Origin of the sequence: Nitrosopumilus adriaticus, assembly GCF_000956175.1 — an archaeon.
GTDB classification, from domain to species: domain Archaea; phylum Thermoproteota; class Nitrososphaeria; order Nitrososphaerales; family Nitrosopumilaceae; genus Nitrosopumilus; species Nitrosopumilus adriaticus.
Map to the genome: position 1 here is coordinate 49,774 of NZ_CP011070.1, position 16,348 is coordinate 66,121.

The following is a 16,348-nucleotide window of genomic DNA, read 5'->3' on the forward strand; positions in this document are numbered from 1 at the left end:
AATGACCCTTAAACTGAGATGTGACGATTATGGTTTTGAGTGTGAATTTATCCTAGATGGAGAAAAAACTGTAGGTCTAATCGAGAAATTAAGAAATCATTTTGAAGAAGAACATGGAATTGATTATACGATGGAGGCAGTAACTCAAATGATTACAAACCGTGGACATTCTTTAGAATCAATTAGAAAATAATTTTTTCAAAAAATATTTTTCATTTTTAACATTTATTACAATGTGTGTTGTTTTACAATTAACAAGTTAATTTTAAAGGAATTCTAGGAATTTTTGGTTTGTAATGTTATGATCTTAATACAAAATTACCTGAAACACGTCCTTTTTATTTTATAATCACTAATTGTTACTAGTAGTGTTAGAAAATTATTCAAATGATTATGATGTCAAGTGTGAACTAGATACTTGCAAAACCTATCCTGCAATAACAGATTCTGAAAGAGGAGAAATTGTTTGTGGGGGTTGCGGTCTTATTCTAGTGCAAAACATGTCTGACGCATCATATGAAAGCAACGGTTACACTCAGGAAGACTTTATGAAGTTAGCAAGAACAGGTCCTGCAACATCATTAACAATGAATGATAAAGGATTATCAACTGTAATTGGTACCAATAAAGATTCTACTGGAAAAGCATTATCCAACAAAACAAAATATGAATTCAACAGACTACGAACATGGGATCAAAGAAGTAAGTCAAGAAAGACTGCTGCATTAAGCAAGGCCTTTACATTACTTCACGGAATGAAAACAAAGTTAGGAATACCAGATAATGTTGTTGAAAATGCTGCCTATATTTACAGAAAAACAGTTAATGCAAAATTAACTAGAGGACGAACAATGGTTTCATTGGTTTCAGCCTCCCTGTATGCAGCATGTAGAGAAAATAATATCCCCAGAACATTAGACGATGTTGCTGAGGCTGGAAATGTTGAAAGAAGAATACTTTCCCGAGATTTGAGAACCATAATCAAAAAGCTTGAATTGAATCTAAATCAATACGACACTTCATCATTTATCTCAAAAATTTCAAACAATATGAATCTGAAAGAAAAGACCAAACGAGATGCATTTGAGATTTTAAAAAGATGTGAGAAAGAAGACATTACTGCTGGAAAGCATCCAGTAGCACAAGCTGCTGCTTCGTTATACCTTGCATGTATAATGAATGGTGAAAGAATTAGTCAAAAGAAATTTTCAGTAGAATCTGGAGTAAGCGATGTTACAATTAGAAACAGAGCTGTATTGATAAAGAAAACATTAAAGCTTAATGAGTAAAGCATTCAAAAAAATCCTACAAGTTGATTGTAGGAGAAAATATTTTTTCAAATAATACATCTTTTAGTCTATTTGCCAAATCCATGATTACACGTATTTGCTCCATTGTAATTTCTTTAAGACTTGTAATAGTATCATTTAGTTCTGTTATTTGTTCTTGTAATCTAGTCTTTTCATTTTTTAGTGCAGATATATCTCCTTGAAGATTGGTGATTTGTTCTTTTAGTTTATCATTTTCTTCAGTTAATCGTTTTATTTTTTCAGAGTCAGATTCTTCTGGGAATGGTGATGGTGCAGGTGCAGGTTCTGGCATACGAATAGGTTCTGGTTCTGGTGAAGGTTCTGGCATTTTAGGTGGTTTGGGCTCTTGTTCTGTTTCTTCAATTGCAAAAACGAGTGTCATGCTTGTCAGTAGAATCATTATAGTTATACCAAAAATTAGACTATCTTTCATTTTTTCTCATACAGACTAGAATAATTTTGTATTTGAATATGATTACTAATCTCTAATAATGAAAAAGAGAGTTATTTGTAGAAATCAGGCTCTTGATCTTTCTTTTGTTTAGGAAGATCTTCCATTACTGCTTGAACTACTTCGTTGTGGTTGTATGTTAGGTGTCGAAGAAACTTTGCTGATTCATCTGCTCTAGTTTTTTCATCAGCAAATAACATCTCAGGACTACTCAATTCTGCCATCATAGTATTGCACTCTTGGCACGGATTAAAGTCAAGATACAGTTTCATTGATTTGTCTCATCACCCTTAGTATTTAGACTATTTTATGGATTGAGGGATAGGAGCCTCCTTTTTTTGAGGCTTTACCTTATCGATTGAATCAATCAGATCTTCTTGGGTGATCTTGATTTCTTTAACATTTTGAGATTTACCGCCGACATACCTCTTCAAAGCAGTTATTGCTGCTCTGTTTGCAATTGCTGCAATTTCTGCACCGCTAAAGCCATCGGTTAGTTCAACTAGTTTTGTAATGTTTACATCACTAGCAAGTGGTTTCTTTTTGGTATGAATCTCAAAGATATGCTGTCTTCCCTTTGTATCTGGATTAGGAACTTGGATGATTCTATCGAATCTACCTGGTCTTAGAAGTGCTTCATCAACAATATCTAATCGGTTTGTTGCACCAATAATCAACACGTTGTTTAGTTCTTCTAAACCATCAATTTCAGTTAAAATTTGTGAGACTACATTTTCTGTTACATGTGAACTTGAATCTCCACTACCTCTTCGTGGTACAAGTGCATCAACTTCATCTAGGAAGATTATACATGGTGCTGCTTGTCGTGCTTTTCTAAAAATTTCTCTTACTCCTTTTTCAGATTCGCCTACCCATTTTGAAAGTAGTTCAGGACCTTTGATGCTGATAAAATTAGACTCTGTCATTTTTGCAAGAGCTTTTGCAATGAGTGTTTTACCAGTTCCTGGTGGACCGTGTAATAGAATTCCTTTTGGAGCTTCGACATTAACATAGTCATATGCTTCTTTGTATTTCATTGGCCATTCAACTGCTTCAAGTAATTCTTCTTTTAGAGCATCCAGTCCTCCAACATCTTCCCAGGTTACATTTGGAATTTGTACTTGAACTTCTCGGAGTGCACTAGGTTTAACTTCTTTTAGCGCATCTATGAAATCTTCACGAGTAATCTTTATTTTTTGTAGAATTTCTGTAGAGATTTTCTCCTCACTAAGATCAATTTTTTCAACATCAAGAATTTTACGTAGAGATATCATTGCAGCCTCTTTTGCTAATACTTCCAAATCAGCTCCTACAAATCCATGTGTAGTCTTTGAGATTTCTTTAAGATCAACTTTTTCATCAATTGGCATTCCACGTGTATGAATTGAAAGAATGTCAAATCTTCCTTCTTCATCAGGAATTCCAATTTCAATTTCTCTGTCAAATCTTCCAGGTCTTCTTAGTGCAGGATCAATTGAATCTGGTCTGTTTGTGGCTGCAATAACTACAACTTTTCCTCTAGATTTCATACCATCCATTAATGTTAACAATTGTGAAACTATTCTCTTTTCGAGTTCACCAGATACTTCGTCTCTTTTTGGTGCAATTGAATCAATCTCATCAATGAAAATAATACTTGGTGCATTTTCTTCAGCTTGTGTAAAGATTTCTCTAATTCTCTCTTCGCTTTCTCCATAGTGCTTACCCATAATTTCAGGACCGCTAAGAGAGATGAAATGAGCATTAGTTTCACCTGCAACTGCCTTTGCAAGAAGAGTTTTTCCTGTGCCTGGAGGTCCATATAATAATACACCTTTTGGAGCATCTACACCTATTTTCTCAAACAATTCTGGATGTCTCATTGGAAGTTCAACCATTTCACGGATTTTTAGAACTTCGCGCTTTAATCCTCCAAGTTCATCGTATGTAATTCTTGGAATGGATGCATCAACTGCCTTAGTCATGGAACCAAGTTTGAATATAGTATTTTCAGTAACAATTACTGGTTTTGATGGTTTTGTATTAGTTACAACAAATTGAATTTTTCCACCCATTTGGTTTTGTAGTTGAATTGAATCATGTACAGTAAATACATGGTTTTGAAATGAGTTAATCATTACATAATGTAGTTGTTCTTCATCAATTGCTAATTTTTCAGTTGGAGATAATGTAATTTCTTCAGCATTGAATGCTTCAACAGATTTTATAGAGATTTTATCTCCAATTGCTGCTCCAATATTTTGTCTTGTTATTCCGTCTATTTTTATTATTCCTGTACCATATTCTTCAGGATTTCCTGGCCATAGTTTTACATGTGTTTTTTTGTTATACGTTAATTCTAAAATTTGTCCGCTACTCCAATTTTGATCCTCAATAATTTTAGGATCAATTATTGCTCTACCCATTCTAACATGTTGTTGTGGAATTTCATCTATTCTTACAATAATTTCACTCATATCATTTCCTCAAAAATTTAGGAGGGGTTTATTCAACCTCCACCGTTTTGCCTTTTGGTTTTTCTTCTTCAATTAGTTTGAAGAGTATTTCCAAAACTCCATTTTTGTAAGTAGCCTTTGCAGAGTTCTCATCAATTTTTTGTTGAACTGGAACTTTAACATGATATTTCTTTTGATCATGTTCTGCAGAGAGATCTACAGTTTTGTTTTCAACTACAATTTTGACATCAGTTTTTTCTACTCCTGGCATCTCAGCTATGAGTTTTACTACTTTTTCTTTTTCATCGACTATAGTATCGACTATTGGTTCTCTTGTATCAGAAGTTGGGAGAAGGCCTGGTTTGACATTTCCATACTCCTTTACAACGGGCTTTCCATCTGGACCAACGGTCATTGTATATCCATAATAAAATGGACCAGAGGTAGAACCATTACCCTTGAATTCCTCAAAAATGTCATCTATATCAAAAAAAGAGTTCGACATTCTCTTGAAGATTCTATCAAATTCACTATCAAAGAACATTGTCATATTCACCTATATTATGTAATGTATATGACATTATATAAAGATTATTGTGATTTCTTTGATTTCTTACATAATCCTATTATAACTGACATACTATAATAATTTTAATGAGATCTGCAAGCATGTCAATACCTGAGGTTGTAAGGGAGATCATTACTAGAAATCGCTCGATTTATGACTGCATGAAAATGGATTTGATAAATTATACAGCATTAGCTGTAAAGATTCAACCAGAGATTGAGAAGATTCTTGGGAATTCAGTCAACCTCAATACAGTTGTAGTTGCAATCAAGAGGTATGCAGATTCATTTGAGATTAAAGAAGAGGTAAGAGATGAATCAGTTTTGAAAAATGCTAGATTGGCATTAACTGATGGAATTATGGACATAAAATTTTCAGTTAAAGAATCAGATGGTATGGATCCTATGGCTATTTTAGATAAATTCTCAAAGGTTACAAACAATTATGAGTTTTTTAGATTATCTGACTCTTTTAGATTCCTTACAGAAGATTTAGAGGACATCAGACAAATTTTCAGCAATGTATCAAGCAGAGATGATATGTTCAGTACAGGTCTTGCAAAGATTAGAATCTCAATACCTAATACACAAAACCAATCAGATGTAGTCTCTTATGTTGCTGAAGTATTACATGAAAATGGAATTGAGCTTGTAAATGCATTTTTCAGCCAAGATAGTATTATTATAATTTTAAATGAAAAAGATGCATCAAAGGCTTATGAGATATTACATTCAGATATTATGAGAACTTGAAAAGTTGTGAATAACCCCATTTAAGATATTGATCTCATAGGATATATTCAGTAATTTTGAGAGTAGAGGTAAATGGCTCGAAATAAGAAAAAGGTGGTTATTTTAGGTGGGGGTTTTGCTGGCCTTGAATGCACTAGAAAATTAGAGAATTATTTTAAGAATGATTCAGAAATTGAGATTGTTTTAGTAAGTGAGGATAATTTCTTGCTTTTTACACCGATGTTGCCTCAGGTAGCATCAGGAATGATTGAAACTAGACATATTGTAATGCCAATTAGAACAATTACAAAAAAAGCAGTTTTTTATGAAGGTAGAGTCAAAAACATTGATCCATATGGAAAGATTGTAAATTTATGGGGAAGTAGAGACAAAAGAGGAATTTCAATTCATTATGATTTTTTAGTAGTTGCATTAGGTAGTGAAACCAACTTTTTTGGAATGAGTGATCTTGAAAAAAATGCATATCAAATGAAGACACTCAATGATGCAGTAATTGTGAGAAATAGAATAATCGATATGCTCGAACAGGCTGAAAATGAAACTAATCCAATTTTAAAGAAAAGTCTACTTACATTTGTTATTGTAGGTGGGGGTTTTGCAGGAATTGAAACAGCAGGAGAATTAATAGATCTTCTTATGGATGTAAGAAAATATTATCCAAATATCAAAAAAGAAGACATCCGTGTAATTGTTTTAGAAGCATTACCAAATATTTTACCTGGATTTAGTGAAAGTCTAGCAAAATTTGCACAAGAAAAATTAGTTGGACATGGTGTTGAGATAAAGCTTCAGACAGCTGTAACGAGTTTTAATGGAGATGAGGTTATGATTAAAAGATTAGATGTCGATAAGGATGCAATAGATGATTCAATAGTCAGTTCCATACAATCTAAAACTGTAATTTGGACTGCTGGGGTAACACCAGTTAATACAATCAAAAGATCATTATTCAAAACAGACAAAGGAAAAATTATTGTTGATGATACTTTAGAAGTAGTTGATTTTCCAGGTGTTTTTGCAATAGGAGATTGTGCTTTATTTTTAGATCCTAAAACTCAAAGACCTTTTGCACCTACTGCTCAAATTGCAGAAGCTCAGGCAAAGGTTGCAGCTAAAAATCTTTATTCATTAATTAAAAATGAAGAAAAAACAAAATTTGTTTATGAATCTAAAGGCCAGATGGCAATAATTGGAAAAAGAACAGGGATTGCAAACTTTTTGGGAATGAATATTCACGGTATTGTAGCATGGCTTCTTTGGAGAAATGTTTACTTGTCAAAAATACCTACATGGGATAAGCGTTTTAGAGTATTTCTTGATTGGACAGCAGATATTTTCTTTGATAGAGATATTTCCAGATTAAAATTCATGAGACGCGAGCCAGAAAAAGAATATAAAGTTCTTGATGAAGTAGATGACGTTTGGTAATTCAAAAATTTATTTTTAAAAATTAAGAAATCAAACTAGAATTTACAAAAATTTTCTTTTCAAGCCATACACAATGATTGTAGGTGCCATAAAGTACATACCCATATTCATTACAATTATTCCAATACCATATCCTAACATTTCTTCTTCAGAATCAATATCTACATAATTTAGAATTGATAAAGATGATAGCATTGGTGTAATTGAGATTTTTACTACTTCTTTGAAAATAGAATTTTCTCTTTCATAATCAGCTATTATTGGAGAAAAGGAATAGTATAGTTGGTTGAATCCTGTCATAAATGTAGTTCCAGATTTAGTTGATAATATTGTACCGTCTCTAAGTTCCCTTAATTGTTGAACTTGTGGTGCAAGTTCAGAACCATATGTTGCAGTTGCAATTAAGCAACCACCACCTTCTTGATTATCACTAGTTTCTGTAGAAGAAGTGTTGGTATCTTTTGATTCAGATAAAATTTTAAAAGAATCAACAGTCTCCTCAAATCTTGGGAGTTGAGAATCAAATTCATTCATTCCATTACTATACGAAAGAGAGTAAAATTTTTCAGTGCCATAAACCATAATTTCTCTAAATTTAACATTGTAACTTTGACCATTTGATGAAAAAGTTCCTTCTGCATCAATTGCAAAAGCTTCATTTCCATGTACAGTAATTTTTTCTTGGGAAATGATATTCAGTTCTCCAGATTCAATTACAGGTTTTATTGTATCCATTTTTTCAGAAATTAGGTCATCAAGACTTCTTTGATTAGTTTGTTGAACTGTTAAAGAAATGACTGGGTTAATCTCTCCTATTTTTGGTCCTACGGCAACTACATCAGGAGAGTTTGGTTGGGTCTTATCAGGTTGTTGTAATAACCAACCTTCAGGTGCACTAAATGCAATACCATGTTCAACACTTTCATATTTTTGATTACCAGGTGATGGGGATGCAATGGATTGTGTTCGTTCTGGTTCTGATAACATCATTAAATTTGGAACATCAGCTTCATTTACAATTGTAACTTTTGTAATTTTAACTTCTTCAGGATCTATTGGTCTATCATTTGCATCTGTTTGAACTTCAGCAATTTTATCAAGGGTTTCAAAGCTTTCTTCAGTAACTAGTCTGCCAAATACAGTATATTGTTCATCAAGAAAGTTAGAATCTTTGTGAACTATAAAAAATTGTGAACCTCCACTATTTGGATCAGCAGATCTTGCCATTGAAACAATCCCACGATTATGTTTTATTGTATTAAATTCTGCATCTACTCTTTCATCAGGGCCTCCCATTCCCCATGTGTTTGGATCACCATCGACAGTGTTTGGATCACCGCCCTGAATCATAAAACCTGGAATAATTCTATGAAAGAGAGTTTCATCATAATAACCGCTTGAAGATAATTTGATAAAATTTTCAACATGTTTTGGTGCATCGTCATAGAAAAATCCAATAGCAATTTTTCCTAAATTAGTTTCTAAAATAACAATTGGGTTTGTAAGATTATGATAGTCAACAGAAATTTGAGCAAATGCCTGATTTCCAAAACTTACTAATAATAAAGACATAGTCATTATCAGAAATATTTTATTCAATATTTTTTTTCAAAACGGCTTACATAAAAGCTAATTGTATTAGTTTTTAACAACCTCAAATAAAATAATCAATATGAACCCTGATGAGAAAATTCAGGCACATTTAGTTTCGGTCTGGAGAGAATCTAAAAAGTTCTTTTCTATTGGTGGGAAAGAAGGTATGTTGATTTTAACTGATAAACATTTGATGTTTATTCATAAAACAGAGTCCAAAATGAATTGGTGGAAGGCAATTACTCAAAGACAGGTGGTGAATTTTATCAAATCAAAAAACACAATGATTCGTCATGATGGTTATGATGAAGAAGAATTAATGAATGATGTAGAAGATGTGAGGAATGTTGAGTTATCATTTGATGATATTTCCAGTATTAGTTATGAGGAAAAGGATTGGGGAAGTCCATTATTGATAGAATATGAAAAAGATGGAAAACAAGAGAAATTTCAGTATTCAATTGCTCAAGATTGGGTAAAATATCCAGTAAAAGAGCCTATGAAATACATGAAGGTTGATTGGAAACCATTTGTGCAATATATTAAAGAAAGGCAAAAATTTACAAAATAAAATTGGGAAAAATTTTTGCTGTTGGTGTTGGGCCTGGTTCTCCAAAATATGTAACTGAGATTGTTAAGGAGATTATTCAGAATTGTGATGTATTAATTGGATACAAATACACGTTAAAAACAATAGAGCACCTCATTGAAGGAAAAGAAGTTTATGAAATTACCATGAATGATCAAGAAAAATCCTATCAAGAAATTCTTCCAAAACTCGGTGATAGAAAATTAGTGATTCCATTTACTGGTGATGTTAATTTTTCAGAATCAGAAGTGGTAGATAGGTTAATTGAAATTTTTGGCAAAGTGGAAATCATTCCAGGAATTAGTTCAATTCAAGTTGCTGCATCAAGGGCTCAAGTTCCTTTAGATAAATCCAAAGTAATTACAATGCATGTTACAACTCCAATTGAAGATAAAAAATTAGAATTGCAAAAAGCTTTGATTGATGGTTTTAGTGTAATTTTAGTTCCAAGGCCTTGGCCAAAACAACCAGACAAACACTTTATGCCATCAGAGATTGCAATTTATCTCAGAAAAAATAATTTTGATACTAGTAAAATTAAAGTTCATGTTTATGAGGCTATAACAACTGAAAATGAAACAAGTTTCGAAGGAACAGTAAAAAACTTGGAAGGAAAAGAATTTTCTGACTTGTCAGTTATGGTTTTCAATCAAACGAGTTTAGATTCGTATATGAATTATAGATGGCAATGGGAAAATTAATTTCCCAAGTTTTGGCCTTTACCTAAAACTAAACTATCTGAAGTTGGAAACACGTATGCTACAATCTTCATCCAAGTGTAATCAGGATCATACAATCTATAAAATCCTGCATTCTCAAATGTAATGTTTATTGATTCACCTGGAGCTATAATACCAGTTGAAATTCTTCCATCAGATTCAAAAGGATTGTGTCGGTCACCATAGTTTTCTTTTCCACTAAGAATACTATGAGATGCTACATCATCATTTACAATAGTTATAGTTGCACCTGGTGCCACTGAAATTCTATCATTAGAAAAGAATCTTAAATTAATTGCAGAGTTAACACCTGGAGTAATATCATCAGCTGTTTTTAATGCAGATGAGCCTTTAAGAATATGAATAGTTAGATTTTCGGATTGTTTTGTCTCTGTAGAAACTGGGGAAATTTTAGAGAGTTTGGATAATTTAGTAGTATAAAGTATTTTGTAACTATCATCTGTAGTTGTAATTCTTCCAGTAAATCCATAGACTGATGCATCTTTGCTTTCTTCAACTAATCTTCCAAAGAAGCTAATTGAAGTATCAAATCCATTTGAACTTTCTATATTTCCATTAATTCTAACATATTGACCTTCACGTAAGAATTTTCCATTTAGTTTAGAGATTGTAAATTCTTCGTTATCTAATGTTACAAATCCATCTTCAATAATAAAATTAATTGTACTTCCACTTTGTTTTTGAGAAGATAGCCCCAAATCAATTTCAGATGTTCTAATTGATTCTTCAGTAACAGCAAATCCAGATCCTTCTAAAAGGAATGCTTGATTTTCAGAAATTTCAGCAAATGATTCATTTATGAAATATCCTGATGAAAATACAAGTAATGGTAATAGAAATAGAAGTGCTTTCATGATTAATTTCTCTTTTAATTTGGTTTATAATTTGCTACTAAATTATTTTAGACATATTAGGCAAAACCAAATTTGTATGAAAAATTAGAATCCAGGTAGCTTAAAACCTTCTTGTTGAGCTAATTCTATCATATAAAATTCAAGATATCCTCCTGCTAAAAGAAGTCCAATTACAACTCCAATTTCTATTGCAGTTGGTTTGATAAATGATGTGAGATTGACTTTTTTAGTTATTGCTCTAATCAAGATAAAACTTCTAGAAATCCCTAAAGAGTAGGCTACAAGTTCCATCAAACCAAATGGGGATAAGAAAAGAATTGTAAGTGGAGGAACATCTGCCAGAATTGGAGCAGTGGTAGCAATTGCTGCAAAAGCATATCCAGTAGACCAAGCAGAGAATAGTCCCCATGCTACTCCAAAACCGGGAATAAACATGGGTAATGCAATAGTAGTGTTATGTGTAAAGATTCCAAATGCATCAATATCTAATACTAATTTCTCAAATTCAGACATGAACATTTTAGCTTCTTCATCACCTACAGTTGAAAAAGATCCAATCTGATAAGCCGAAGCGAAAATTATTAGAAATATAAAAAATGTTATAATTCGAATTTTATTCATATTGGCATTGATTACGAATGATATTTGAGGGTTAGTGTGGGCGCAGATTTAATTAAACCAGATAATATTTTTGTATATGAAAAAGGAATTGTCCTTTGCGTTAAACTATGCATTAAACAAAGGATTTCAAATTCATCCAGATGCTTTTAAAATATTAGAAAATGTAGATGTTAAAAAATTAGAGAAAATTATCAAAGAAATAGTAAGAGAGAAAACCAAACAGAAATTATTTCAGATAAATCAAGATGATTTGGAGACATATTTAGGGATCAAAGAGGATCTTACATTACAAAGTGAAATTAAGATAATTTCTGAGCCTAGTAGTAAAATAACATCAGGAGAAGGGGTAAAAGGTTACAATGCTTTGTTTTCTAGTCGATTTAACAAGCTTAAACGAATAATTTCAGATAGGCCAGAGTCTAAAATGCTCAAATCTGCAGCTTCTGTAAAAACAGCAAAATCGGAAGAAGACATCTATGTGTGTGGTCTTCTAACTACAAGAAATATTGAAAGAAATATCACCAAATTGATTTTAGAAGATCCCTCTGGGACTTTTGAGGGTATTATTTTTGATAATGAATTACAAAAAACGGCAAATACGCTATTAATGGATCAATTTGTCATGGCTAGAATTAGCACAGGAAAGAATTCAGGATATATTATTAAAGATTTGATTTTGCCTGACATTCCAGATCAAGCTAAAAACAAATCAGAATCTGAAGCGTATGCAGTTTTTCTATCAGATCTTCATATTGGAAGTAAGTACTTTATGGAGGAGGAATTCTCAGAGTTTGTTTCTTGGTTATCAAGTCCGGATCCTGTTGCAAGAAAAATTCGTTTTGTCCTTATTGGTGGAGATGTTGTAGATGGTGTTGGAATTTACCCAAATCAGGATAAAGAATTAGTTTGTCAAACTATTCAAGAGCAATTAAAAAAAGCAGAAGATTTGATTGATAAAATTCCAAAAAATGTAAAAATTATCATAATGCCGGGTAATCACGACCCTGGCAGAAGAGCACTTCCTCAGCCTGCTATTCCAAAAAAATACAATTCAGGGTTGTGGGAAAGAGAAAATGTAGTAATGGTTGGAAATCCGGCCTTGGTGTCTTTGAATGGGGTCAAAATTATGATGTTTCATGGACAAAGTATCGATGATATTGTAAAGACCACCCCAGGCCTAAGTTATGATAAACCAACCAATGTGATGAGACATCTATTGCGAGCAAGACATCTTAGTCCCATTTATGGCAGTCAAACACCAATAGCTCCTGAAATGGAAGATCTTTTAGTAATTGAGGATATTCCAGATATTTTTCATGTAGGTCATGTTCATAGAGCAGAATTAGACATGTACAAGGGAATTTTGTTAGTTAATTCTGGTTCATGGCAAAAACAGACACCATTTCAAGCCAGTGTTGGTATGACTCCAAATCCAGGAATTGCCATAATGGTGAATTTGAAAACTTTTCAAGTCTTCCATGAAAATTATAGTTCAAACTCAAACAATATCTTGCAAAGTTAAATCATCTTTGAAAGTCTTTTTAATCATTTCAGATGCTATTGTAAGTTTGTATTTTTTTGTCCTTCCATGAATTCCTTGATGAATTAATCTTCCAGAGATTAATCCAGATAATTCAATTTCACTTAGCATTTGCGTGATTCTTCTTTGAGTTAATTCGTCTTTTCCAACCACTTTACAGAGATTTTTGTATGAAGAGTAAATCTCCCCAGTAGAAGAGCCATTTGCCTTCATTATTGCTATAAGAACCAATTTTTCGTGTAGTGGGAATGATTTAAGAGATTTTTCTTCTTTATTTTCCTCAATTTTTTGGGAGGCTTCTCTAACATGCTCTATTGTAACTTTATCAGATTGTTGTCGCTCAGCAAGCTCACCGGCAACACGTAGTAAATCAATAGCTCTCCGTGCATCACCATGCTCTCCACCTGCCAGAGCAGCTATGAGGTTTAGGGCTGGTACATCTACAGAGTTTTCAATAAATGATTCATTGATTCTTTCTTGAAGAATTTTTTTTATTTGTTCAACATCATAGTTTGTAAAAACTACTTCCTCTTCTCCCAGACTGCTAATCACTCTAGGATCTAGTTTTTCTTTAAAAGTCAGGTCATTAGATATTCCAACCAAAGTTAGAGAACCCCCTTCTTCAAGTCGTTCGTTTGCTCTTGTAAGTTGATAGAGAATATCTTTTCCTGTTTTAGCCACTAATTGGGCTAGATAATCAATTTCATCAATTACAAAAATTGCATTAAGTTTCCCACTTCTTATTTTATTGAGTAGTCTTTTGAAGACCTCACTAATTGCAAGGCCTGTATTGGGTAATTCGTCCTCTTCTAAGCCTAATTGCCTACCTAAACTTACTAATAATCCATATAATGTTGTCTCTTCTTTTGAATTAGTGTAAATTAATTTTATTGGAAAATCGGATTTTTCCACTCTTTCTTGAATTTTATCAATAACTCTTCTCACCACAAGTGTCTTACCTGTTCCAGGTTTTCCATAAACTAATAGATTTGATGGTCTTGATTGTTTTAGGATTGGTAGTAATGATTGGGTTACTTGTTCTAATTCAGATTCTCTATGTAAGATAATTGGTGGTTTGTAAGAATAATGAAGACTTTCTCGATTTTTAATAATTGATTTTCCAGATTCGGCTGCATCTAACAATCTATCTATAGGATCAGACATACTCACACACCTTCATTTCCAATGTATCTATCATATCCATATCTAAATTAAGAGAGTATAGAATACAACAGTAATTGTAGTTTAGTTTGTAATTAATTATTTTTAGTTAGTTTTAGATTTTCTTAAAAAAAATAATTAAAAAAAGATAGAGTGGAAATATTGGTGTGTGGGTTTAGTCCAAAAAAATTAAAATTAACATTTTTGTTATTGGTATGTTAAGAAAATCCTAAAAAACCTCATTTTACCCCCTTTATTTCCATTCCAGGCGTTAAGGTGGATGTTAACACTGTGAATATCATCAAAATACCCCTTTATTTCCACTCCAGGCATGAAAATACCCTAAAAATTAACCATTTTGATTGTGTGGTTGTTAATAACAAAATTATGGCTAGGCGTGGCCTAGGCAGTCAACGTTAACAAACTAATTAGTTAACAAAGATTCTGGGATCCATTGAACTGTTAACTACTGATCCATTAGATCTCTAAGATGACAAACAAACGTATTCGAATAGGCATGGAAGATTCTGATGGAGCCAAATATGATATTAAACTAGAAGGAAATGTGACTAGAGAAAAAGTCCTTAAAATATTTGAAATGATGGATTTAATGAATATTGAAGAAGAACAACCTGAAACAACAAATATGGACTCAATAGGCTCAAAAATTTGGTTTATTGTAGATAAATTCTTCCCAATGGGCAAATTTACCTCTACAAACATTCTTGAAAAATATGAAGATGAATTTAATGAGCCAATAAAACTTAGTATTATTTCCACATATTTGTCTAGATTCGCTTCAAAAGGTAGGGTGGATAGGTCAAGAACAGGCCGAGAATGGACATATCAAACAATTAAGATTAGACAAAAACAAGAGTTATCATCTAAGAAATAGTGACTTTTCTAACCAATAATCTATCTTTTCCAAGAATTACTTTAACATATTCACCTTTTTGGATATCCATATACTTTCTAAATTGTTTAGGGATGGAAATTGTTCCTGCGGAAGTAATTTTTACTAAGACTTCATTTTCTTGGACTGACATGATTGTATTATAATTTAATAATATATATAATTTATTAAAATCTATAATTAATAATTCATAATAAATTAGGCCTAATTTAGTGTATTTTTTAAAAATTATTTCTAAACAAATAACAAAAATCGTCGATAATTATTTTATGCAATAGAAGGACTTGTTTGTACTTCTTCAACCTTTGCTAATCCTTTTTCTGTTATTGAATAAGTATATGGTTTTGATTCGGTATTTCTTTCAACATAACCATCATCAAATAATTTTTTCATTAGTCTTGAAGTATGCTCTCTACTTCGCTTCAATGTGATTTGAATATCACGTGATGTCATAGCTTTGTTTGTGATTAACTGCAACACATGATTTGTTGGGTTCGTATTATCAATATTTGAAATAATAGGCACGGAAATTGGTTTTTCCTGTTTAATTTCAGGATTGATGACTTTGTCAGTTGGTTTCTCTTCTACTTGATTTTTTGTTAATTTCTCTAAGAATTGTTTTAACTCTAAGTTTGGATCTTCTGTTTTTTGTTCAATTCCCTGTATTTCCAATGCATCTAGGCGTATTTTCATATCAATTAATTGTCTTTCATAGTACTCTAAACGCTCTGATTGTGATGCATCAAACATTTCATTCTTAGTTTTAACAAAAGGACGAATTTTGTAATACAGATACAATCCTCCTAAACCAACAACAAATGCTAAAATCACACCTAAAATCACTTCAGGATCAGGAATCTCTACTAACATCACAACTTTTACGCCTATATCGTGATTTATCGTGATTGAACAATATTATTTCACACTTTAGATTAACTAACTCACACACTTTATCACAAAATACATGTTTGAGCATTAATGATTATCATCACATATATCACATATTACATGCCTGTCGAATGAGCCTATCTATCACACTAATCACCTCATTTTCTCTTTCTGGAAATATATCACTCTCATTAATCACACTAATCTGCTCTGAAAGCTTTGATATCACATCAATATCATCAGGCAAAAGTATGCCTAATCCTCGCAAAAGTATGATTGAATAGAATAACCCAATCAATTTGTCTCTAGATTGTCCAACTTGCCTGTAATACGCGCCTTTACTGATAGAAAAATTAGATTCAAGAAGATCTTTCTGATTTAAAATAATTTCAATTTGTCGCTCTGTAAACAAAGATTTTTTGATAATTTTACGTATAATATTGTTAAAATTAGATCCTTCTAACTCCTTCATAGCTATACAAATCTGTATACCGCATTCCAATTA

19 protein-coding genes are annotated in these 16,348 nt (G+C 32.1%); 8 read left to right on the plus strand and 11 right to left on the minus strand.

Features of this window, described 5'->3' with window-relative positions; genetic code table 11:
* The first annotated feature begins 1 nt into the window (after position 1).
* Positions 2 to 193, plus strand: coding sequence for a DUF1059 domain-containing protein (locus NADRNF5_RS00275; RefSeq protein WP_048114476.1), 192 nt, complete (start codon positions 2 to 4; stop codon positions 191 to 193).
* A gap of 175 nt (positions 194 to 368) precedes the next feature.
* Positions 369 to 1,289 (plus strand): transcription initiation factor IIB, encoded by a 921-nt coding sequence (locus NADRNF5_RS00280; protein ID WP_048118608.1) that lies wholly within the window; start codon positions 369 to 371, stop codon positions 1,287 to 1,289.
* Between the two features lie 16 nt (positions 1,290 to 1,305).
* Here NADRNF5_RS00280 and NADRNF5_RS00285 read toward each other — a convergent pair whose 3' ends face one another.
* The 4 genes from NADRNF5_RS00285 to hsp20 all read right to left on the minus strand — a co-directional run bounded on the left by NADRNF5_RS00285 (position 1,306) and on the right by hsp20 (position 4,746).
* Positions 1,306 to 1,743 (minus strand): coiled-coil domain-containing protein, encoded by a 438-nt coding sequence (locus NADRNF5_RS00285; RefSeq protein ID WP_048114478.1) that lies wholly within the window; start codon positions 1,741 to 1,743, stop codon positions 1,306 to 1,308.
* Positions 1,744 to 1,814: 71 nt separating this feature from the next.
* The gene (locus NADRNF5_RS00290; protein ID WP_048114480.1) at positions 1,815 to 2,033 is read right to left on the minus strand and encodes a hypothetical protein; all 219 of its coding nucleotides are present in this window, start codon (positions 2,031 to 2,033) and stop codon (positions 1,815 to 1,817) included.
* 30 nt (positions 2,034 to 2,063) lie between these two features.
* Positions 2,064 to 4,217 (minus strand): CDC48 family AAA ATPase, encoded by a 2,154-nt coding sequence (locus tag NADRNF5_RS00295; RefSeq protein WP_048114482.1) that lies wholly within the window; start codon positions 4,215 to 4,217, stop codon positions 2,064 to 2,066.
* A 28-nt stretch (positions 4,218 to 4,245) separates the two neighbouring features.
* Complete coding sequence (hsp20, locus tag NADRNF5_RS00300; RefSeq protein WP_048114485.1) at positions 4,246 to 4,746, minus strand: archaeal heat shock protein Hsp20; 501 nt, start codon at positions 4,744 to 4,746, stop codon at positions 4,246 to 4,248.
* Positions 4,747 to 4,850: 104 nt separating this feature from the next.
* On the opposite strand from hsp20, the gene NADRNF5_RS00305 reads away from it, so the two are divergent.
* Both NADRNF5_RS00305 and NADRNF5_RS00310 read left to right on the plus strand, forming a co-directional pair.
* A complete protein-coding gene (locus NADRNF5_RS00305) occupies positions 4,851 to 5,516 on the plus strand; it encodes an ACT domain-containing protein (RefSeq protein WP_048114486.1) in 666 nt (221 codons plus the stop codon).
* A gap of 72 nt (positions 5,517 to 5,588) precedes the next feature.
* Positions 5,589 to 6,944, plus strand: coding sequence for an NAD(P)/FAD-dependent oxidoreductase (locus tag NADRNF5_RS00310; RefSeq protein ID WP_048114487.1), 1,356 nt, complete (start codon positions 5,589 to 5,591; stop codon positions 6,942 to 6,944).
* Positions 6,945 to 6,986: 42 nt separating this feature from the next.
* On the opposite strand, the gene NADRNF5_RS00315 is transcribed toward NADRNF5_RS00310, so the two are convergent.
* Positions 6,987 to 8,516: a peptidylprolyl isomerase gene (locus NADRNF5_RS00315; RefSeq protein WP_192828329.1), complete on the minus strand. Its 1,530-nt coding sequence runs from the start codon at positions 8,514 to 8,516 to the stop codon at positions 6,987 to 6,989.
* A 100-nt stretch (positions 8,517 to 8,616) separates the two neighbouring features.
* On the opposite strand from NADRNF5_RS00315, the gene NADRNF5_RS00320 reads away from it, so the two are divergent.
* Together NADRNF5_RS00320 and cbiE are read left to right on the plus strand one after the other, a co-directional pair.
* Entirely contained in the window at positions 8,617 to 9,108 is a 492-nt protein-coding gene (locus NADRNF5_RS00320; protein ID WP_048114495.1) for a hypothetical protein, read from the plus strand.
* A 2-nt stretch (positions 9,109 to 9,110) separates the two neighbouring features.
* Positions 9,111 to 9,827: a precorrin-6y C5,15-methyltransferase (decarboxylating) subunit CbiE gene (gene cbiE / locus NADRNF5_RS00325; protein WP_048114497.1), complete on the plus strand. Its 717-nt coding sequence runs from the start codon at positions 9,111 to 9,113 to the stop codon at positions 9,825 to 9,827.
* Here the strand turns inward: cbiE and NADRNF5_RS00330 are convergent.
* Positions 9,824 to 10,720, minus strand: coding sequence for a cupredoxin domain-containing protein (locus NADRNF5_RS00330; protein ID WP_048114499.1), 897 nt, complete (start codon positions 10,718 to 10,720; stop codon positions 9,824 to 9,826). The two genes, cbiE and NADRNF5_RS00330, sit on opposite strands and share 4 nt — an antisense overlap.
* A gap of 84 nt (positions 10,721 to 10,804) precedes the next feature.
* Positions 10,805 to 11,341: a stage II sporulation protein M gene (locus tag NADRNF5_RS00335; RefSeq protein WP_048114501.1), complete on the minus strand. Its 537-nt coding sequence runs from the start codon at positions 11,339 to 11,341 to the stop codon at positions 10,805 to 10,807.
* A 76-nt stretch (positions 11,342 to 11,417) separates the two neighbouring features.
* Between NADRNF5_RS00335 and NADRNF5_RS00340 the strand changes: the two genes are divergently transcribed.
* Positions 11,418 to 12,863, plus strand: coding sequence for a DNA-directed DNA polymerase II small subunit (locus NADRNF5_RS00340; RefSeq protein ID WP_048114507.1), 1,446 nt, complete (start codon positions 11,418 to 11,420; stop codon positions 12,861 to 12,863).
* Here NADRNF5_RS00340 and NADRNF5_RS00345 read toward each other — a convergent pair.
* The gene (locus tag NADRNF5_RS00345) at positions 12,840 to 14,045 is read right to left on the minus strand and encodes a Cdc6/Cdc18 family protein (protein WP_048114509.1); all 1,206 of its coding nucleotides are present in this window, start codon (positions 14,043 to 14,045) and stop codon (positions 12,840 to 12,842) included. The two genes, NADRNF5_RS00340 and NADRNF5_RS00345, sit on opposite strands and share 24 nt — an antisense overlap.
* 487 nt (positions 14,046 to 14,532) lie before the next feature.
* Between NADRNF5_RS00345 and NADRNF5_RS00350 the strand changes: the two genes are divergently transcribed.
* Entirely contained in the window at positions 14,533 to 14,937 is a 405-nt protein-coding gene (locus tag NADRNF5_RS00350) for a hypothetical protein (RefSeq protein WP_048114511.1), read from the plus strand.
* Here the strand turns inward: NADRNF5_RS00350 and NADRNF5_RS00355 are convergent.
* From NADRNF5_RS00355 to NADRNF5_RS00365, 3 genes are all read right to left on the minus strand, one after another.
* Positions 14,927 to 15,088, minus strand: a complete 162-nt coding sequence (locus NADRNF5_RS00355; protein WP_048114515.1) for an AbrB/MazE/SpoVT family DNA-binding domain-containing protein — start codon at positions 15,086 to 15,088, stop codon at positions 14,927 to 14,929. The genes NADRNF5_RS00350 and NADRNF5_RS00355 overlap by 11 nt on opposite strands.
* 134 nt (positions 15,089 to 15,222) lie before the next feature.
* Complete coding sequence (locus NADRNF5_RS00360; RefSeq protein ID WP_048114518.1) at positions 15,223 to 15,825, minus strand: winged helix DNA-binding protein; 603 nt, start codon at positions 15,823 to 15,825, stop codon at positions 15,223 to 15,225.
* Positions 15,826 to 15,952: 127 nt separating this feature from the next.
* The gene (locus NADRNF5_RS00365) at positions 15,953 to 16,315 is read right to left on the minus strand and encodes a hypothetical protein (protein ID WP_048118611.1); all 363 of its coding nucleotides are present in this window, start codon (positions 16,313 to 16,315) and stop codon (positions 15,953 to 15,955) included.
* Positions 16,316 to 16,348 lie beyond the last annotated feature (33 nt).